This window comes from Streptomyces sp. NPDC104814 (assembly GCF_055583185.1).
Map to the genome: position 1 here is coordinate 464,703 of NZ_JBVJOL010000004.1, position 17,738 is coordinate 482,440.

Annotated in this window: 20 protein-coding genes; 10 read left to right on the top strand and 10 right to left on the bottom strand. The window is 72.9% G+C overall.

Annotated features, from left to right (window positions below; genetic code table 11):
* The first annotated feature begins 22 nt into the window (after positions 1-22).
* On the top strand, positions 23-1,318 hold the full coding sequence (locus ACZ64A_RS18020; RefSeq protein ID WP_469811310.1) for an MFS transporter: 1,296 nt from the start codon (positions 23-25) through the stop codon (positions 1,316-1,318).
* On the opposite strand, the gene ACZ64A_RS18025 is transcribed toward ACZ64A_RS18020, so the two are convergent.
* The 3 genes from ACZ64A_RS18025 to ACZ64A_RS18035 form a co-directional block, all read right to left on the bottom strand.
* A complete protein-coding gene (locus ACZ64A_RS18025; RefSeq protein WP_469811311.1) occupies positions 1,280-2,125 on the bottom strand; it encodes a spermidine synthase in 846 nt (281 codons plus the stop codon). The two genes, ACZ64A_RS18020 and ACZ64A_RS18025, sit on opposite strands and share 39 nt — an antisense overlap.
* Before the next feature lie 15 nt (positions 2,126-2,140).
* Complete coding sequence (gene tuf / locus ACZ64A_RS18030; protein WP_469811312.1) at positions 2,141-3,310, bottom strand: elongation factor Tu; 1,170 nt, start codon at positions 3,308-3,310, stop codon at positions 2,141-2,143.
* A gap of 280 nt (positions 3,311-3,590) precedes the next feature.
* A complete protein-coding gene (locus ACZ64A_RS18035) occupies positions 3,591-4,313 on the bottom strand; it encodes a DNA alkylation repair protein (protein WP_469811313.1) in 723 nt (240 codons plus the stop codon).
* Positions 4,314-4,362: 49 nt separating this feature from the next.
* On the opposite strand from ACZ64A_RS18035, the gene ACZ64A_RS18040 reads away from it, so the two are divergent.
* From ACZ64A_RS18040 to ACZ64A_RS18055, 4 genes are all read left to right on the top strand, one after another.
* The gene (locus ACZ64A_RS18040) at positions 4,363-5,142 is read left to right on the top strand and encodes a TVP38/TMEM64 family protein (RefSeq protein WP_469811315.1); all 780 of its coding nucleotides are present in this window, start codon (positions 4,363-4,365) and stop codon (positions 5,140-5,142) included.
* A gap of 139 nt (positions 5,143-5,281) precedes the next feature.
* Positions 5,282-6,157, top strand: a complete 876-nt coding sequence (locus ACZ64A_RS18045; protein ID WP_469811316.1) for an undecaprenyl-diphosphate phosphatase — start codon at positions 5,282-5,284, stop codon at positions 6,155-6,157.
* A gap of 34 nt (positions 6,158-6,191) precedes the next feature.
* The gene (locus ACZ64A_RS18050) at positions 6,192-6,710 is read left to right on the top strand and encodes a DUF1877 domain-containing protein (protein WP_469811317.1); all 519 of its coding nucleotides are present in this window, start codon (positions 6,192-6,194) and stop codon (positions 6,708-6,710) included.
* A 102-nt stretch (positions 6,711-6,812) separates the two neighbouring features.
* Entirely contained in the window at positions 6,813-6,992 is a 180-nt protein-coding gene (locus ACZ64A_RS18055) for a hypothetical protein (protein ID WP_469811318.1), read from the top strand.
* A 39-nt stretch (positions 6,993-7,031) separates the two neighbouring features.
* Here the strand turns inward: ACZ64A_RS18055 and ACZ64A_RS18060 are convergent, their stop codons facing one another.
* The gene (locus tag ACZ64A_RS18060; protein WP_469811319.1) at positions 7,032-7,766 is read right to left on the bottom strand and encodes an SDR family oxidoreductase; all 735 of its coding nucleotides are present in this window, start codon (positions 7,764-7,766) and stop codon (positions 7,032-7,034) included.
* Between the two features lie 40 nt (positions 7,767-7,806).
* Complete coding sequence (locus ACZ64A_RS18065) at positions 7,807-8,418, bottom strand: DUF4291 domain-containing protein (protein WP_469811320.1); 612 nt, start codon at positions 8,416-8,418, stop codon at positions 7,807-7,809.
* Positions 8,419-8,573: 155 nt separating this feature from the next.
* Here ACZ64A_RS18065 and ACZ64A_RS18070 point away from each other — a divergent pair, with 155 nt between their 5' ends.
* Both ACZ64A_RS18070 and lnt read left to right on the top strand, forming a co-directional pair.
* Entirely contained in the window at positions 8,574-9,035 is a 462-nt protein-coding gene (locus ACZ64A_RS18070) for a nuclear transport factor 2 family protein (protein ID WP_469811321.1), read from the top strand.
* A gap of 71 nt (positions 9,036-9,106) precedes the next feature.
* Positions 9,107-10,681, top strand: a complete 1,575-nt coding sequence (gene lnt, locus ACZ64A_RS18075) for an apolipoprotein N-acyltransferase (RefSeq protein ID WP_469811322.1) — start codon at positions 9,107-9,109, stop codon at positions 10,679-10,681.
* On the opposite strand, the gene ACZ64A_RS18080 is transcribed toward lnt, so the two are convergent.
* Positions 10,599-11,510 (bottom strand): Gfo/Idh/MocA family protein, encoded by a 912-nt coding sequence (locus ACZ64A_RS18080; RefSeq protein WP_469811323.1) that lies wholly within the window; start codon positions 11,508-11,510, stop codon positions 10,599-10,601. The genes lnt and ACZ64A_RS18080 overlap by 83 nt on opposite strands.
* A gap of 11 nt (positions 11,511-11,521) precedes the next feature.
* Complete coding sequence (locus ACZ64A_RS18085) at positions 11,522-12,706, bottom strand: FAD-dependent monooxygenase (protein ID WP_469811324.1); 1,185 nt, start codon at positions 12,704-12,706, stop codon at positions 11,522-11,524.
* A 91-nt stretch (positions 12,707-12,797) separates the two neighbouring features.
* Between ACZ64A_RS18085 and ACZ64A_RS18090 the strand changes: the two genes are divergently transcribed.
* From ACZ64A_RS18090 to ACZ64A_RS18100, 3 genes are all read left to right on the top strand, one after another.
* On the top strand, positions 12,798-13,382 hold the full coding sequence (locus tag ACZ64A_RS18090; RefSeq protein ID WP_469811325.1) for a TetR/AcrR family transcriptional regulator: 585 nt from the start codon (positions 12,798-12,800) through the stop codon (positions 13,380-13,382).
* A gap of 85 nt (positions 13,383-13,467) precedes the next feature.
* The gene (locus tag ACZ64A_RS18095; RefSeq protein WP_469811326.1) at positions 13,468-13,983 is read left to right on the top strand and encodes a DinB family protein; all 516 of its coding nucleotides are present in this window, start codon (positions 13,468-13,470) and stop codon (positions 13,981-13,983) included.
* Positions 13,984-14,095: 112 nt separating this feature from the next.
* A complete protein-coding gene (locus ACZ64A_RS18100; RefSeq protein ID WP_469811327.1) occupies positions 14,096-14,581 on the top strand; it encodes a hypothetical protein in 486 nt (161 codons plus the stop codon).
* Positions 14,582-14,596: 15 nt separating this feature from the next.
* Here the strand turns inward: ACZ64A_RS18100 and ACZ64A_RS18105 are convergent, their stop codons facing one another.
* The 3 genes from ACZ64A_RS18105 to ACZ64A_RS18115 all read right to left on the bottom strand — a co-directional run bounded on the left by ACZ64A_RS18105 (position 14,597) and on the right by ACZ64A_RS18115 (position 17,607).
* Positions 14,597-15,070: a hypothetical protein gene (locus ACZ64A_RS18105; RefSeq protein WP_469811328.1), complete on the bottom strand. Its 474-nt coding sequence runs from the start codon at positions 15,068-15,070 to the stop codon at positions 14,597-14,599.
* Positions 15,071-15,258: 188 nt separating this feature from the next.
* A complete protein-coding gene (gene ung / locus ACZ64A_RS18110) occupies positions 15,259-15,942 on the bottom strand; it encodes a uracil-DNA glycosylase (protein ID WP_469811329.1) in 684 nt (227 codons plus the stop codon).
* Between the two features lie 81 nt (positions 15,943-16,023).
* On the bottom strand, positions 16,024-17,607 hold the full coding sequence (locus ACZ64A_RS18115; protein WP_469811331.1) for an ABC transporter substrate-binding protein: 1,584 nt from the start codon (positions 17,605-17,607) through the stop codon (positions 16,024-16,026).
* Positions 17,608-17,738 lie beyond the last annotated feature (131 nt).

Below are 17,738 nucleotides of genomic sequence, written 5' to 3' on the forward strand. Positions count from 1 at the left end.
GGCGGTCGGTCATAGTCAGCCGGTGACCACCGCCTCCGACAGCCCCCGTCCTGCGCGCCGGCCCGTCTGGGCCGGGCGGAACTACCGGCTGCTGACCGCTGCCGCCTTCCTCACCAACGGCGGCAGTCAGGCCGCTCTCATCGCCTCCGCGTTCGCCGTGCTCGGCGCGGGCGGGGACGGGGGCGACGTGGGCCTGGTGGCGGCCGCGCGGACCGTGCCGCTGGTGGCGTTCCTGCTGATCGGCGGCGCGGTGGCGGACCGGCTGCCGCGGCACCGGGTGATGGTCGCCGCCAACGCCGTCAACTGCCTGTCCCAGGGCGCCTTCGCCGTCCTGGTGCTGACCGGCGAGCCCCGGCTGTGGCAGATGATGCTGCTGACCGCGCTCGGCGGTGCCGGGCAGGCGTTCTTCAGTCCCGCCGCCGAGGGCATGCTGCTGTCGTCCGTACAGGGCGAGCACGCGGGGCGGGCGTTCGCCGTGTTCCGGATGGCGATGCAGGGCGCGGCCCTGGGCGGCGCGGCGGCGGGCGGCGCGCTGGTCGCCGCCGTCGGCCCCGGCTGGGTCCTCGCCGCGGACGCGGCCGCCTTCGCGCTCGCCGGTGCCCTGCGCTCCTTCCTCGACGTACGGCACATCCCGCCGCGCGCCGCCGGCGGCGGACTCCTCGCCGATCTGAAGGACGGCTGGCGGGAGTTCACCGGCCGCCCCTGGCTGTGGGGCGTCGTCGCGCAGTTCTCCGTCGCCAACGCCGTCGTCGGCGCCGCCGACGCCGTCTACGGCCCCCTCGTCGCCCGCGACCACCTCGGGGGGCCGGGCCCCTGGGGCCTGGCGCTCGGCTTCTTCGGCGCGGGCACGGTCGCCGGCGCCCTGCTGATGACCCGCTGGAAACCCCGCCGGCTGCTGCTCGCCGGCACCTTGTGCGTCTTCCCGCTGGCCCTGCCGTCGGCCGCCCTCGCCGTTCCGGTGCCGCTGGGCGTTCTGTGCGCGGTGATGTTCACCACCGGGGTCACGCTCGAGGTGTTCGGCGTGTCCTGGATGACGGCGCTGCACCAGGAGATCCCGGAGGAGAAGCTGTCGCGGGTGTCGGCCTACGACTGGTTCGGATCCGTCGCGCTGGTCCCGCTCGCCATGGCGATGGCGGGCCCCGCGGAGGGCGCCTTCGGGCGGACCGCGTCCCTGTGGGGGTGCGCGGCCCTGGTCGTGGCGGTCACCGCGGCCGTGCTGTGCGTCAAGGACGTACGCACCCTGCGCCGCCGTACCAGGCCCGTGGCGCTGGGCGCCGCCTCAGCCGATGCCGAAAGCCCCGTCGGGCGGCACGGGTGAGGGCACCGCGTCCTCGTCCGTGACCGGGCGGGCGTTCCCGGTGAAGTCGCGCAGCGCCGGCCCGTGCTCCACCCGCGCCGGGAAGGCGTCCGCTGCGGCCCGCCGGGCCAGCGCGGCGGTGTCGACGGGGTGGTGGGCGGCGACGAGGATCGCGTTGCCGAAGCGCCGCCCGCGCAGCACGCCCGGCTCGGCGATCAGCGCCAGCTCCTCGAAGAGCGCGCCGAAAGTGGCCAGTTGGGAGCGCAGGAAGGGGAACGGCGCCGCGTCGGCCAGGTTGGCGACGTAGACGCCGTCGGCACGCAGCACGCGGTCGGCCTCGCGGGCGTAGGCGAGGGTCGTCAGGTGCGCGGGGATGCGCGAGCCGCCGAAGACGTCGGCGACGAGCACGTCGGCGCTGTCCGCCGGCGCCGCCTCCAGCCACGCCCGGGCGTCCGCCGTGTGCAGCGCGACGCCGCAGCCGGCGGGCAGCGGTAGGTGCTCCACGACCAACTCCAGCAGCCCCCGGTCGGCCTCGACGACGTCCTGCCGGGAACCGGGGCGGGTCGCGGCCACGTACCGCGGCAGGGTGAGCGCGCCCCCGCCGAGGTGCAGCACGTCCAGCGGGCGCCCCGGCTCCGCGACGGTGTCCAGCACGTGCCCGAGCCGCCGCGCGTACTCGAACTCCAGGTACGCCGGGTCGTCGAGGTCGACGTACGACTGGGGCGCGCCGTCGACCGTGAGCAGCCAGGCACGCTCACGGTCGACGTCGGGCATCAGCTTGGCGGTTCCGTGGTCGGTGGTCCGGGTGACGGGTATGGCATCGCTCACGCCACCATTGTCACCTCAGCCGACCGAGGTGACCGTCCCCGCGCCCACCGTCCGCCCGCCCTCGCGGACGGCGAACCCGAGCCCCGGCTCCAGCGGCACCTCGCGCCCCAGGTCGACGGTCACCTCGACCGTCTCCCCGGGCCGCGCGAGGGCCGCCTCACCGAAGTCGAGGCAGCCGACGACGTCGGCGGTACGGACGTAGAACTGCGGCCGGTAGCCGGTGGCGACCGGTGTCGTACGGCCGCCCTCGCGCGCCGACAGGACGTACAGCCGGGCCGTGAACCGCCGGCTCGGCGCGACGCTGCCCGGCGCGGCGACCACGTGCCCCCGCCGCACGGCGTCCCGGGGCACCCCGCGCAGCAGCAGTGCGACGTTGTCCCCGGCCTGCGCCTCCTCCATCGGCTTGCCGAAGGTCTCCAGCCCGGTCACGACCGTCTCGACGCCCGCGCCGAGGACCTCGACCCGGTCGCCGATCCGCACCGTGCCGCGCTCGACGGCACCGGTGACGACGGTCCCGCGGCCGCTGATGGTGAGCACGTTCTCCACCGGCAGCAGGAACGGCGCGTCCAGGTACCGCTCCGGCATGGGCACATAGGTGTCCACCGCGTCGAGCAGTGCTTCGATGGACGCCGTCCAGCGCGGGTCGCCCTGCAGCGCCTTCAGCCCGGAGACCCGTACGACGGGCGCGGCGTCGCCGCCGTAGCCGTGCGCGGTGAGCAGGTCGCGGACCTCCAGCTCGACCAGGTCGGTCAGCTCCTCGTCGCCGGCGTCGGCCTTGTTCAGCGCGACGACGATGTGGTCGACGCCGACCTGACGGGCCAGCAGGACGTGTTCGGCGGTCTGCGGCATGATCCCGTCGAGCGCGGAGACGACGAGGATCGCCCCGTCGAGCTGGGCGGCGCCGGTGACCATGTTCTTGACGTAGTCGGCGTGGCCCGGCATGTCCACGTGGGCGTAGTGCCGGGTGTCCGTCTCGTACTCGACGTGCGCGATGTTGATGGTGATGCCGCGGGCGGCCTCCTCCGGGGCGCGGTCGATGCGGTCGAACGGCACGAAGGTGCCGGTGCCGCGCTCGGCCAGCACCTTGGTGATGGCGGCGGTCAGCGTCGTCTTGCCGTGGTCGACATGACCCATGGTGCCGATGTTGAGATGCGGTTTGGTGCGTGTGTACGCCGTCTTGGGCATGGCTGTACCTCGAAGCCTCGTGGGAGAGGAGAAAAGGGGGACCCCAAGGAACCGCCGACCCTCCCCCTGCGGGGTCCGCGGACGATCCGGGGAGGGTCAGCTTCGGGCGCCGTCGACAGCGGCCAGGATGACGGGAACGGCAGCCTTCGGCGCATCCGCGACCGCGGATGCTGCGAGGAGGAAGGCGTACCGGAACATGACGTCGATCATCGCCGAGCCGCGTCCCGCCGTCGAACGATTTATCGCTGTACGACCGGTGACGTGCGCCCCTTACGTCGTGTCAGGCGCCGATGTTCTTCAGCGCCTCGCGCACGGTCAGCGCCGCGAACCGGCCCCGCTCGCGGGCGAGGAAGCCGCGCACGGCGTCCGGGTCGGTCTTGGCGTACTCGCGCAGGGCCCAGCCGATGGCCTTGCGGATGAAGAAGTCGGGGTGTCCGCTGCGCCGGAGGCAGTAGCCGAACAGCCGCTCGGTGTCGGTGTCCTGCTTGAACCGCAGCTGGTGCAGCAGGGCGGCGCGGGCCACCCACGGATCGTCGTCGGCGATCCAGGCGTCCATGGTGGCCGCGAGGGCCGGGTCGGCCGCGACGAGCGGGCCGACGACATGGACGGCGAGCAGGTCGACGGTGTCCCACCAGGGGACCGTGGTGATCAGACGCCGGACCACCGGCAGGAACGCGGAGGAGCAGCGGCCGACGTGGCGGCGCAGGTAGTCGACGGCGAAGTAGTGGTACTCGCGCTCGGGCAGCGCCCAGCAGCGCAGGGCGATCGCCGCGCAGTCGTCCTCGCCGGGGCGTGCGGTGCCCGCGAGGACGCTGCGTGACAGGGCGCGCCGCTCGGGGGTGGGGATGCCGAGGAAGGGGGCGACGTCCTTCATGTACGCCCGCATGGATGCGGCCCGTCCGGCATCGGCCGCGCCGCCGTACACCTCGGTCAGCCGTGGCAGCACGGCATCGGCGAGCGCGCTGCGGGGCACGGCGGCCGGGCCCGTACGTGTGACGGTCATGAGACAGACCATACGGCGATCAGACACCCGCGTCGGTTACTGTCGCCGGATGCCCGTTGCACCCAACCGCTCTGGGGGCACCGCAGTGGCCTCTCCCCCGGCCCCCGCCATGGAGCTCGCGATCCCCGCGCCGCCCGTGCCCGGCACGCTCGGCGCGCTCGGCGCGCGCTGCGCCCGTGTCCTGCGCTCACCCTGGTCCCGCTTCTCCCTGCTGATCGCGCTGCTCGCGGCGGCCGGCTGCTCGGTGCTGCTGTTCGAGCCGCAGCGGCTGCTGGCGCACGGCTGGCCACCCCAGCTGGGCGGTGCGGCGGCGGCCGTGGTGTTCACGCTGGCGTACGGGCTGTGCACGGTGGCGTTCGTGCCGCGGCCGCTGCTGAACCTGGCGGCCGGCGCGGTGTTCGGCACCTCCATTGGGCTCGCCACCTCGCTGGCCGGCACCGTGCTGGGCGCCGGGATCGCCTTCGGCCTGGGCCGGGCCCTCGGCCAGGACGCGCTGCGCCCGCTGCTGCGGGGCCGGTTGCTGAAGGCGGCGGACGGCCAGCTCAGCCGGCACGGTTTCCGGTCGATGCTGATGGCCCGCCTCTTCCCCGGGGTGCCGTTCTGGGCCGCGAACTACTGCGCCGCCGTCTCCCGGATGCGCTGTCTGCCGTTCCTGCTCGCGACCGGGATCGGCTCGGTCCCGAACACCGCCGCCTACGCCCTCGCCGGCGCCCGTGCCGGCTCCCCGACCTCTCCCGCCTTCCTGGTCGCGATGGCCGGCATCACGCTGCCGGCCGTGGCGGGGGCGGTGATGGCCTGGCGCAAACGGCACCATCTGCGCCGCGGTTGACGGATCCGGGCCCGCAGCCCCCGCCAAGAGAAGGTCATCCAGGGACGCTACGCTGCCCTCGACACACGTGATCATCGCGTACGGCGGCCCAGTGCCCCGTCGCCCCTTCCACGACCGGCACTTGGACTGACGTAACTTCATGTCTTGGTTTGAATCGCTCGTCCTCGGACTCGTCCAGGGGCTGACCGAGTTCCTTCCCGTCTCCTCCAGCGCGCATCTGCGGCTGACCGCGGCCTTCTCCGGCTGGCACGACCCGGGCGCGGCCTTCACGGCGATCACCCAGATCGGCACGGAGGCGGCGGTGCTGATCTACTTCCGCAAGGACATCGCGGTCATCCTGTCCGCGTGGTTCCGCTCGCTGTTCGACAAGGGCATGCGGCGCGACCACGACGCCCAGATGGGCTGGCTGGTCATCGTCGGCTCGATCCCGATCGGTGTGCTGGGTGTGACGCTCAAGGACCAGATCGAGGGGCCGTTCCGCGATCTGCGGATCACCGCGACGATGCTCGTCGTCGTCGGTGTCGTCATCGGCATAGCCGACCGGCTGGCGGCCCGCGACGAGACGGGCGGCCGGCACCGGGCCCCGAAGCAGCGCAAGACGCTGAAGGACCTGGGCGTGAAGGACGGCCTGATCTTCGGCCTGTGCCAGGCGTGCGCACTCGTCCCGGGTGTCTCCCGCTCCGGCGCGACCATCAGCGGCGGCCTGTTCATGGGATACAGGCGCGAGGCCGCCGCCCGCTACTCCTTCCTCCTCGCCGTCCCCGCGGTGCTCGCCTCCGGGCTGTTCGAGCTGAAGGACGCGGTGGGGAGCGATCACGTCTCGTGGGGGCCGACGATCTTCGCGACGCTGATCGCGTTCGGGTCCGGTTATGCCGTGATCGCCTGGTTCATGAAGTACATCTCCAGCAAGTCCTTCATGCCGTTCGTCTGGTACCGCGTGATCCTCGGCATCGTCATCATCGCCCTGGTCACGGCGGGCGTTCTCAGCCCGCACGCGGCGGAGTCGGCCGGCTGAATCGCCAACCGGCACAGCGGGGAGGAATGAGTCCATGGCTCTCACCCAGCAGTTCGCCCGTGTGACCCCCGAATATCTGGAACGCTGCCGTCAGTCCGCGCTCGACTCCCCGGGCGCCGCGCCCGGCTGGGACCCGCCCGCGTCGGACCGGCTGGACACCGGCTGGGCGAGCTGGGGGCTCGCCGCGTACTGCCGTTCCACCGGCGCCGATCCGTCCCTGGCCGATCTGCTCGACCGCGCGGTTTCGGCCACCTTCGGGCAGACCGCCGGCTATCTGGACCACGACGAGGTGTACGACGGCTTCACCGACCCGCCCCGCGTGCTCGACCCCGCCGAGGTGGAGAAGATCGCCCGGGAACTGCGGGAGGCCGACGTGGACGCGGTGCTCACCGGAGTGCCGGGCGACGCCGCCGAGGCCGCGGCGCTGTGCGGTCATCTGGAGAGCTTCAGCGGGGACGTACGCGCTCATCTCGGCGAACAGTTCGTCGCGCTGCGGGAGTTCTACGACGGTGCCGCGCGCCGGGCGCTGTGCCTCGTGGTCTGGATCGACTGACCCGGGGGTGCGTCCGTTGCGGACCGGTCCTTGACCGACTCCCCAGGGGATGCGTAGCCAATCGGTAGCGCAGTGTCAGTTCCTGCCCCTAGGCTGAGGCCCATGTCCCCCGATTCCATGCTCTCTGGTTCCGCGCGCTCCGCCGCCGAGGTGAACGAGGAGATCCGCGCGCTGTGGCTGCGCGCGGGCGGCTCGCTGTCGGCGCAGGAGCGCGAGGAGTACGAGCTGCTGGTGGTGCAGTGGGCCGCTGCGGTACGGGGCGAGGTCGTCGAGGCGGCGTGAGGACCACCGCCGCCTGATCGAGAGCCGAGGCCGTCCGCATCACCGCCCGCCCGACACCCGCAGTACCGCGCCCGTCGTGTACGCGGCGTCCGAGGACAGCAGCCAGGCGACGGCCGCGGCGACCTCCTCCGCGCGGCCTGGGCGGCGCAGCGGGATCGCCGCCGCCGCGCGTTGCGCCCGTCCCGGGTCGCCCATCGCGGCGTGCATCTCCGTGTCGATCATGCCGGGCGCGACCGCGTTGACCCGGACGCCGTCCGGGCCCAGCTCCTTGGCCAGGCCCAGGGTGAGGGCGTCCACGGCTGCCTTGGTGGCGGCGTAGTGGACGTAGTCGCCGGGGCTGCCGAGCGTCGCGGCGGCCGACGACACGTTCACGATCGCCCCGCTGCCCCGCTCCGTCATCAGCTGGGCCGCGCGCCGCGCGCACAGCAGCACGCCCAGCAGGTTCACCTCGACGACCCTCCGCAGATCGGCGGTGCCGATGTCGGCGAGCCGGCCGAGCGGCCCGGTGACCCCGGCGTTGTTCACCAGCCCGGTCACCTGTCCCAACTCCTCCTCCACGACGGCGAAGAGCCGGTCGACGTCCGCCTCCGCGGACGTGTCGGCCCGCACCGCGACGGCGCGCCGCCCGAGGGCCCGGACGGCCTGCACGACCCGCTCGGCGGCATCGGCGTCCCTGAGGTACCCCACCGCCACGTCGTGGCCGTCCGAGGCGAGCCTCAGACAGGTCGCGGCGCCGATACCGCGGCTGCCGCCGGTGACGACGGTGAGCGCCATGAGTACCTCCGGAAGTGCGCTTGATCGATCATCGATCACCTTAGGCGCAGAGATGCGCCAGCACATCCCCGTCGACCGGATACGGCCGCTCGGCCGGCAGCTTCGCGGACGCGGCGTCGAGGTCGCCCGCCCGCACGTGGGCGTGGATCTCGGCGGCCAGCGGCGTCACGTCCTCGATACCGACGATCCACTCGTCGGCGTACCGGGCCGCGGCCTGTCCGCCGAGGCCCAGTTGCAGCGAGCGGTGCGGCAGCGCGGCGAGGTGCAGATCGCGCTCCGGGTCCCACTGCACGCGCGTCGGCGCCTGCTTCAACTGCCGTTGCCAGTCGCCCCGGTCGCCGTGCAGGCCGGGTACATGGTGCGACAGGCACGCGTGGCGCAGCGCCCATTCGAACCCCTCGCGGGTGATCTCCACGGCGAGGACGGTCTCCTGGCCCTCTTTCGTCGCCCAGCCGCAGCGGTACATCATCCACAGGAACGACGGCTTGATCCAGGTCATGCGCTCCCGCTTCCAACTGGACGGAAAACGCCCGGTACGGGCCGCGGGGAGGCCGATCTGCGGCCGGTACGCCTGGTAGACGGTGACGGTGGTGTCCGTGTACCGGGCGCGGATACGGAAACGGGGTTCGGGAGCGGCGGTCTGATCGTTCACGCACGCAAGGCTGCCCCGGCCCGGGGCGGGACGGCCACCGAAATATCCGCGCCGGGGACGGACCCGTCCGCGTCGGCGACCGAAATGATCCGCGCCGTCCGCCCCGAGTGCCGCGCCCCCTTGGCTGTGCCCGCGCCATGCCCAACACTGAGGCGATGACGCAGCGTGTGGAATTCGCCACGGTAAGAGACCGCCTCGCAGTCGACGCCCTGATCACGGACTACGCGGCGGCGGTCGACGACGGTGACTGGGCGGCGTACCGCGCGCTGTTCGCACCGGACGGTCGCGCCGACTACCGCTCGGCCGGCGGTGTCGAGGGGGGCGTGGACGAGGTCGCCGCGTGGCTCGCCGACAGCATGCGAGCGGTCGTGATGCGGCAACTCCTCATCGTCAACCGGCGGCTGCGCTTCGGTGTCCTGGACCAGGCTGCGGGCGACACGGCCGAGATGCGGGCGGACTACGTCAGCCCGATGTGCCTGACCGGCACCGAGGGTGCGCCCACGGCACCGGACCTCGTGTGCGGCGGCCGGTACGCCTTCGGCGTGCTCCGCACGGACGACGGCTGGCGGCTGCACCGGGTGGCCGTGCAGGAGAAATGGCGGCGCGCCGGCCGCTGAGCCGTGATCCACTGTCCGCGGATCGCCCGGGGCGCGCACACTGGAGCCCCCACCGGGTAGGAGGGCGGCATATGAAGACGTTCAGCGGTTGGCTCTCCTCCCCCTGGCGGCGCGCGGCCCTCGGTGCGCTGGCCGGTGCCCTGCCCGTGCTCGCGTTCCCGGCGCCCGCCGCCTGGTGGTTCGCGTATGTCGCCCTCGTGCCGTGGATCCTGCTCGCGCGCGGCGCCCCGACCCAGCGGCGGGCCGCGTACGACGGCTGGTGCGGCGGGTTCGGGTTCATGCTGGGCATGCACCACTGGCTGCTGCCGGATCTGCATGTGTTCACGCTCGTACTGGCCGCCCTGCTGGGGGCGCTGTGGGCTCCCTGGGCGTGGCTGGTGCACCGGTTCCTGACCGGTGTGCCCTCGCGGGGACGGGTCGTGGCGGCGCTGCTGGTGCTGCCGTCGGCCTGGCTGATGGTCGAGCTGGTGCGCTCGTGGCAGGGGCTGGGCGGGCCGTGGGGCATGCTCGGCGCGAGTCAGTGGCAGGTGGGTCCCGCGCTGCGGCTCGCTTCGGTGGGCGGGGTGTGGCTGCTCAGCTTCCTGGTGGTGGCCGTCAACGTGGCGGCGGCGGTCCTGCTGGCGGTGCGGGAGTCGAGGGTGCCGGCCGTGGCGGGGCTGGTCGCCACGGCGGCGGCGACGTCGGCGGCCTGGGTGTGGTCGCCGCGCCCGCACGTGGACGGCCGGGCACGGATCGCCGTCGTCCAGCCCGGGGTCGTGGACGGCCTCGACAGCGGCGACCGGCGGTTCGCCGTAGAGGAGCGGCTGACCAGGCAACTGGCCGGACAGGGCGTCGACCTGGTCGTCTGGGGCGAGAGCAGCGTCGGCGTCGACCTGGGCGCGCGGCCCGACCTGGCCCGGCGCATCGCGGCGCTGTCGCGGGAGACGGGCGCCGACATCCTGGTCAACGTGGACGCGCGGCGCTCGGACCGGCCCGGGATCTACAAGAGTTCGGTGCTGGTGGGACGGGACGGTCTCACCGGGGACCGCTACGACAAGATGCGCCTCGTGCCGTTCGGCGAGTACATCCCGGCGCGTTCGCTGCTCGGCTGGGCGACCTCCGTCGGCAAGGCGGCCGGCGAGGACCGCAGGCGCGGCACCGAGCAGGTGGTGATGAACGCCGGGCACGGGCTGCGTGTGGGCCCGCTGGTGTGCTTCGAGACGGCGTTCCCCGACATGAGCCGGCGGCTCACCCAGGACGGCGTGGACGTCCTGGTCGGCCAGTCGTCGACGTCGTCGTTCCAGCACAGCTGGGCGCCGGAGCAGCACGCCTCGCTCGCCGCGCTGCGCTCCGCGGAGACGGGCCGGCCGATGGTGCACGCCACGCTCACCGGGGTGTCGGCGGTGTACGGCCCGAGCGGTGAGCGCGTCGGCTCCTGGCTGGGCACGAGCGCGAGCCGGGCCGCGGTGTACGAGGTGCCGCTCGCCGACGGGGTCACCCCCTACGTCCGCTACGGCGACTGGCCGGTGGACGTGGCGGTGCTGGCGCTGGTGGCGCTGGCTCTGACGGAGGGCGTGCGCTCGGTCAGGCTGCGCCGGAGCTCTCCTGCACCGCTCGTACCACCCGCTCGCACAGCTCGTGAGTCTCCAGTGCGTCACGGGCGCTGAGCAGGCGGCCCGCGCGCACGGCGTCCAGGAAGGCGAGCACGGCCTGTTCGATGCCGCGCTGCCGGGCCACCGGCACCCAGTCGCCGCGCCGGCGCACGGTCGGCTGGCCCTTGTGGTCGATGGTCTCGGCGAGGTTGACGACCTGGCGCTTGGTGTCCTGCCCGGACACCTCCAGGATCTCCTCGCTGGATCCGCTGAGCCGGTTCATCACGCCGAGCGCGGTGAAGCCGTCGCCGGCGAGCTGGAGCACGACGTGGTGCAGCAGTCCGCCTTCGACACGGGCCCGCACGGTGACGTCGTCGACCTGCCCGGGCACCAGGAAGCGCAGGGTGTCCACGACGTGGATGAAGTCGTCCAGGACCATGCTGCGCGGCTCCTCCGGCAGCCCGATCCGGTTCTTCTGCATGAGGATCAGCTCACGGGGGTGCTCCAGGCACTGCGCGTACCCGGGCGCGTAACGCCGGTTGAAGCCGACGGCCAGCGACACGCCGCGCTGCTCGGCCAGCTCCACCAGCCGTGTGGAGTCGGCGAGTTCGTAGGCGAGGGGCTTGTCGACGTACGTCGGGACGCCCGCCTGGAGCAGCCGGGTGACGATCTCGGGGTGCGCGGAGGTGGGCGCGTGCACGAACGCGGCGTCCAGCCCCTCGGCGAGCAGGGCGTCCAGGTCGCGGTGCCGTTGCCCGGCGGGCAGGTGCAGGCTGCCGGCGACCCGGTCCAGCGTGGCCGGGGTGCGGGTCTGCAGGTGCAGCTCCACACCGGGCTGGAAGGCGAGCACCGGCAGGTACGCCTTCTGCGCGATGTCGCCGAGTCCGATGACGCCGACCTTCACTCCGGGCTCCCTCACTGCGTGTCCGCTGCTGACGTGACGGCAGCATACGGGTCCTGAGGGGGCCGCCAGTCGGCGATCCCGTCGAAACTCCGCAGGAACAGCGCGGGTCCGGCCTTGGAAAGGGAGGCGATCACGGCATTCCTGACGGCGATCAGCGGCCTGTTGGCGGTGAGGTTGAGGCCCGCGACCTTCACCGCCCGGCGCGCGATCGCCGTCGTACGCGGCAGCCGGGCGGCGGTGTAGGCGGCGAGGTCGTCGCAGTGGTGGGCGAGGACGATCGCGTCCTCCACGGCCTGGTTGCCGCCCTGGCCGAGGCTGGGCGGCATGGCGTGCGCGGCGTCGCCGAGGAGGGCGACGCGGCCGCGGTGACAGGCGGGCAGCGGCTCGGCGATGTGGTGGACGTCGTGACGCAGCACGTCCTCGGGGCGGGTGGCGTCGAGGACGGCGGGGATCGGGTCGTGCCAGTCGCCGAAGAGGCGCAGCAGTTCGGACCGTTCGTCGTCGGCGGCGCGCGAGCCGGCGGGGGCCGTGGCCGCGCCGTAGGCATAGACATGGCCGTCGCCCAGCGGGTGGGTGCCCCAGATGCGGCCCCGGCCCCAGGTCTCGTGCGAGGCGAAGGCGACGCCGGGCAGGGGGATGACGACCCGCCAGGTGGTGAACCCCGAGTAGACGGTTCCCGGGTGGCAGGGGAAGAGGGCACGGCGTACGGCGGAGTGGATGCCGTCGGCGGCCACCACCAGGTCGGCCTCCAGTTCACCGTCGGCGGTGCGCACGACGGCCGGGCGGCGCGCGTCACCGGGGTCGGCGAGAGCCGCCCGGGCGTCGGTGCGGACGGCGCCGGGCGGGAGCTGCGCGGCGAGGAGGCCGACAAGGCTCGCGCGGTGCAGCAGGACCAGCGGGCCGCCGAAGCGTGCCGCGGCGGCGTCCGCGTCGGAGCGCGACAGCCAGCGGCCGCTCGGGGTGCGCAGCCCGCCGTCGCCCTGCCAGGCGGCGAGGCCGCGGATCTCGTCGCCGAGGCCGATGACGTCCAGCGCGCGCAGGGAGTTGGGGGCGAGCGAGATCGCGGCGCCGACCGGTGCGAGGGAGCGGGCCCGCTCCAGGACGGTGACGTGCAGGCCGCGGCGGTGCAGGGCGGCGGCCGCGGTCAGCCCGCCGATACCGCCGCCGATGACGAGGGCGCGCTGTGCCTGGCTCATGGCTCCTCCTGAGTCACTACATCTGTAGTATGCGCTCGACTGTACTACAGGCGTAGTGACCCGGGTAGCCGCGCCCGGTACCGTGATCTCCATGTCCGTGAGCACCACCGGCGCCCCCCGCGCCGACCTCGTCGCCGACGCCGCCCTCGCCCTGCTCGCCGAGCGCGGGATGCGCGGGCTGACCCACCGGGCGGTGGACGAGACGGCCGGGCTGCCGCAGGGCTCGACGTCCAACGTGGCGCGGACCCGGCAGGCGCTGCTGGAACTGGCCGTGCGACGCCTCGCCGAGCGCGAGGCCCGGGTGCTGGCACTGCACGAGATGCCCGATGCGAGCGGGGGCACCGACGCGGTCGTCGACGCCCTCGCCCTGGCCCTGCACCGCAGCGTGACCCGCCACCGCGAGCTCACCCTCGCCCGCTACGAGCTGGCACTGGAGGCCACCCGCCGCCCCGAGCTGCGCACGTCCTACGACACCACCGGCGCCCGCTTCCGCGACCAGCTGACCGCCCTGGTCACCGCCCTGGGCTCACCGGACCCTCACCGCCACGCGCTGTCGCTGGCGGCCTGGGGGGACGGCCTGATGTTCTCCTGCGTGGCGGGCTCCTACGCCCCGCCCGCCCTCGAAGCGGTGCGGCAGGGACTGCGGGAGCTGCTGACGGGCATGCTGGGCAGCTGACGGGCAGACCGGGCAGTCGGCGGGCATGCCGGGCATCTGAAAATCCGCTGGTCCGCCTCCGCCCGCCTGCACGAGGATGCTGGGCATGACGACGCAGCGCCGCATCCCCGCAGCCGACACCGACGAACGCACCATGCTGGAGGGCTGGCTGGAGTACCACCGCCAGACGCTCGCCGTGAAGTGCGAGGACCTGACGGACGCCCAGCTGAGGACCGCGGCCGTGGAACCCTCCGAACTGTCCCTGATGGGGCTGGTGCGGCACATGGCGGAGGTGGAGCGGATCTGGTTCCGCAAGGTGCTCGCCGACGACGGCGCCGGGCCGATCTGGTTCAGCGACGAGGACCCCGACGGAGAGTTCCATCTCACCGACGCCGACACCTGGCAGGAGGCGTACACCACCTGGCAGTCGGAGATCGACGCCGCCCGGCGTCACGCGGCCGGCTTCGGCCTGTCCGACCTGTCCAAGGGCGTCAGCGGACTGGGCGACAAAGGGCCCGTGAGCCTGCGCTGGATCTACACCCACATGATCGAGGAGTACGCCCGCCACAACGGCCACGCCGACCTGCTGCGCGAGCGGATCGACGGGGCCACCGGCCACTGACGTCAGCCGGGACGCGCGCGGGACCTCCGTACGGGGCGGGAGATCACCCGTGCGGGGCATCCTGCGCCTGTCCGCTGCCCGCCCGGGGCGCGCAGCCAGCAGAGTGACGCGGGTGCATCGAACGACGACCACCGCAACGCTCCTGGTCACCGTGGCCGTGTCGGTCCTCTCCGGCTGTGTGACGGTCCAGCGTCCACCCGCGTCGGGACCGCCGGTCCCGCCCGTCCGCTCCGCGTCACCGTCCGTCCCACGGCCCGACGGCGTCCCTGAGCAGCGGGTCGTGCAGGCGCCGGCCCGTGAGGCGCTGGAGATGGTCGGACCGTCCCGCCGCCCGGAGCCGGTGGAGCCACCGCAACCCCACCGCCCCGTCCACGCCGAACCCCCGGCACCGGCGCGGCCGCAGCACCGGCACCAGCAGCCTCAGCACCACGCTTCCCCGCCCGGACACCGCCGGCCGCAGGCCCGCCGCGGGAAGGTCCCCGCCCTCCCGGACGTCGCACACCGGAACGCCGACGTGTGCGCTCTGGGCGAGCGATACGGCGGCTGGCGCCCGGACAGCCCGGAGGCACGGATCTGCAAGCAGACGTACGGCCGCTGAGCCGCAGGGTCCGCCTCATTCCCCCAGCCGCAGCTCCATCCGCCGGATCGCCGCCCGGACCCCGTCGCCGTAGCCGTCGTCGGCGAGGGCGTCGGAGGCGTGGCGGGCGCGGGCGAGGTGGGTGCGGGCGGCGTCGGGGTGGCCGAGGCGGACGTAGTCGGCCGCGAGGTTCAGATGGAGCGAGGGGTACAGCGCCCGGGCCGCGGGCGCCCCCTCGTGCCGGTCGAGCCGGTCGCCGGTGAGTTCCTCGGCGGCCGTCAACGCCCTCAGGTCCCAGGCGAGTTCGTCGGCCGGGTCGTCCTGGGTGTCGGCCAGGTAGTGGGCGAGGGTGCAGCGGTGCAACGGGTCGCCGTCCTCACCGATCTCCGCCCACAGGTCGAGGAAGCGGTGCCGGGCCTCCTCGCGGTCCCCGCCGTGGAGCAGCATCACCACCTGCCCGATCCGCGTCAGCACGGCGTCCGACGCCGTCTGCTCCTGTCGCTCCGCCACCGCGTCGCCCTCCTCGGCCGTCCTGCTCCTTTGCCCCGACGCTAACCGCAGGCACGGACAATCCCGCTCAGGCGGCACCGCAACGATCCCGCTCACGCGCCACGCGACACCACCACCGGGACGGCGCCGAACGACGTCCGCACGCACGGCACGGGGGCCGGCGTCGGGGACGCCGGCCAGCGACGGCCTCAGACCAGGTTCGGCACGGTCCAGTCGATCGGCGCGTGGCCCTGGCGGGCCACCGCCTCGTTGATCTGCGTGAACGGGCGCGAGCCGAAGAACTTCTTCGCCGACAGCGGGGAGGGGTGCGCGCCCTTGACCACCGCGTGCCGGCTCTCGTCGATCAGCGGGAGCTTCTTCTGCGCGTAGTTGCCCCACAGGACGAACACCGCCGGGTCCGGGCGGTCGGCCACCGCGCGGATCACCGCGTCGGTGAACTTCTCCCAGCCGCGGCCCTTGTGGGAGTTGGCCTCGCCGCCGCGCACGGTCAGCACCGCGTTGAGCAGCAGCACGCCCTGCTGCGCCCACGGCATCAGATAGCCGTTGTCCGGGACGGGCGTGCCCAGCTCGGCGTTCATCTCCTTGTAGATGTTGCGCAGCGACGGCGGGATCTTCACCCCCGGCCGCACGGAGAAGCACAGGCCGTGGCCCTGCCCCTCGCCGTGGTACGGGTCCTGACCGAGGATCAGGACCTTCACCTGGTCGTACGGCGTGGCCTCCAGCGCGGCGAAGACCTGCTCGCGCGGCGGGTACACGGGACCGTTCGCCCGCTCCTCCTCGACGAACTCCATCAGCTCCTTGAAGTAGGGCTGCTGCAGTTCCTCGCCCAGAACCCCGCGCCAGGATTCGGGCAGCATGGCGGTGTCGGTCACGTCAACGTCCTCAAGACTCGTGCGGTCGCTTCCTGACTTCAGAACCTACCGGCACCCACTGACAACGCCGCCCGCGCGGTCCTACCAGCTGGTCTTGCGGGACAGCTCCCACATCATCATGATCGTCGAGGGGTCCAGCGCGCGCTCCGGGCCGGCGATGTCCTCGCTGGCGGCCACGTACTGCTTGCCCTGCCACAGCGGCAGCAGCCGGGCGTCCTCGACCATGATCTTCTGGGCTTCCTCGAAGTCCTTCACCACGTTGGCGCGGTCGCTCTCCCGGCGGGAGCGGGGCAGCAGGATGCCGGTGATCTCGGGCTGCGGGTAGGGCGTGCCGAGGGCGTTCTGGTCGCCGACGAACGGGGCGATGAAGTTCTCCGGGTCCGGGAAGTCGGGGAACCAGCCGCGCCCGAAGACCGGGTACTCGCCCTTCTGGTAGCCCTCGACGTAGGTCTTCCAGGGCCGGCTCTTCAGCGTGATCGTGAACAGCCCGGAGTCGTCGAGCTGCCGCTTGATCTCCTGGAACTCCAGGGCGGTCTCGGAGCCGTAGCGGTCACTGGTGTACCACAGGGTGAGCGGGACGGGCGTGGAGATGTTCGCCTGGGACAGGATCTTGCGGGCCTTGGCGGTGTCCGGCTCGCCGAAGTCGTCGAAGAAGCCGGTGGTGTGACCGGTGAGGCCCTTGGGGACCATGGAGTACAGCGGGTCGACGGTGTCCTTGTAGATCTTGTGCGCGATGGCCCCGCGGTCGACGACCTGGGCGACGGCCCGGCGCACCGCGGACTTGCCGGCCCACTTGTCCTTGGGGTTGAACACCAGGTAGTTGATGTCCGCTCCGGTGCTCTCGACCAGCTGCAGACCCGGCGCGCTCTCCTTGCGCTGGAGGGCCACGATGTCGTCGGCGGCGAGACCGCGGTAGGTGACGTCGATCTGCTTGTCGCGCAGCGCCTTGACCATGACGGCGGAGTCCTGGAAGTAGCGGATCGTCACCGCGTTGTTCTTGCGCTGGGCGTACCCCTGGTAGTTGTCGTTGCGTTCGAGGCGCGCTTCCTTGCCCTCGTCGTAGGAGGCGAGGGTGTAGGGGCCGGAGCCGAAGACCTTGCCGTCGTCCCGGAGCTTGTCGGCCGGGTAGTCGTCCGGGTCGACGATCGACATGGCCGGGGTGGCCAGCACGAACGGGAAGGTGGCGTCGGACTTGTTGAGGTGGAAGACCACCTCGTCCGCGCCGGTGGCCTCGACGCTCTGCAGGCTGCCGAGGAGTCCCGCGGGGCCGCCGGGGACGTTGATCCGCCGGATGCGCTCGATGGAGTAGGCGACCGCCTTGGCGTCGAGGGCGTCGCCGTCGGCGAACTTCATCCCGGACCGCAGCCGGCAGCGGTAGGTCCGGTTGGAGCTGTCCGTGAACGAGCACTCCTGCGCGGCGTCCGGCTGGGGCGTGGTCGCACCGTTCGGGTAGGCCAGCAGCGTCTGGTAGATGTTCCGGAACAGCTCCCACGAACCGTCCCAGGAAGCCGCCGGGTCGAGGGTGCTGGGGGCGCTCGTCGTGCCCACGACGATGGGTCCCGCGTCCTTGGAATCGTCCCCGGACAGCAGGCCGCAGCCGGACATCAGGGACGTTATGGAAGCGATCGCCGCCACTTGCCGCAGGCATCGGTTCCGGTTGAACACGCGCACGCTCCTCGATCTGCCATGCCAAGGTCGGCAGACCATACCGCAGTGCGACGGTTGTTGAACCTGGTTCGTTCGCCCTGTGAACACTCTGTTGATGACGACGTTGTCATCGGCCCGGAACAGGCCCG

Coding starts and splice junctions, on each gene's coding strand:
- ACZ64A_RS18060 (WP_469811319.1), bottom strand. CDS start 7,766: ATGGCGCTCACCGTCGTCACCGGCGGCAGCCGCGGTATCGGCGCCGCG.
- ACZ64A_RS18090 (WP_469811325.1), top strand. CDS start 12,798: ATGTCCGTGAGCACCACCGGCGCCCCCCGCGCCGACCTCGTCGCCGAC.
- lnt (WP_469811322.1), top strand. CDS start 9,107: ATGAAGACGTTCAGCGGTTGGCTCTCCTCCCCCTGGCGGCGCGCGGCC.
- ACZ64A_RS18040 (WP_469811315.1), top strand. CDS start 4,363: ATGCCCGTTGCACCCAACCGCTCTGGGGGCACCGCAGTGGCCTCTCCC.
- ACZ64A_RS18085 (WP_469811324.1), bottom strand. CDS start 12,706: ATGAGCCAGGCACAGCGCGCCCTCGTCATCGGCGGCGGTATCGGCGGG.
- ACZ64A_RS18050 (WP_469811317.1), top strand. CDS start 6,192: ATGGCTCTCACCCAGCAGTTCGCCCGTGTGACCCCCGAATATCTGGAA.
- tuf (WP_469811312.1), bottom strand. CDS start 3,310: ATGCCCAAGACGGCGTACACACGCACCAAACCGCATCTCAACATCGGC.
- ACZ64A_RS18070 (WP_469811321.1), top strand. CDS start 8,574: ATGACGCAGCGTGTGGAATTCGCCACGGTAAGAGACCGCCTCGCAGTC.
- ACZ64A_RS18055 (WP_469811318.1), top strand. CDS start 6,813: ATGTCCCCCGATTCCATGCTCTCTGGTTCCGCGCGCTCCGCCGCCGAG.
- ACZ64A_RS18035 (WP_469811313.1), bottom strand. CDS start 4,313: ATGACCGTCACACGTACGGGCCCGGCCGCCGTGCCCCGCAGCGCGCTC.
- ACZ64A_RS18045 (WP_469811316.1), top strand. CDS start 5,282: ATGTCTTGGTTTGAATCGCTCGTCCTCGGACTCGTCCAGGGGCTGACC.
- ACZ64A_RS18095 (WP_469811326.1), top strand. CDS start 13,468: ATGACGACGCAGCGCCGCATCCCCGCAGCCGACACCGACGAACGCACC.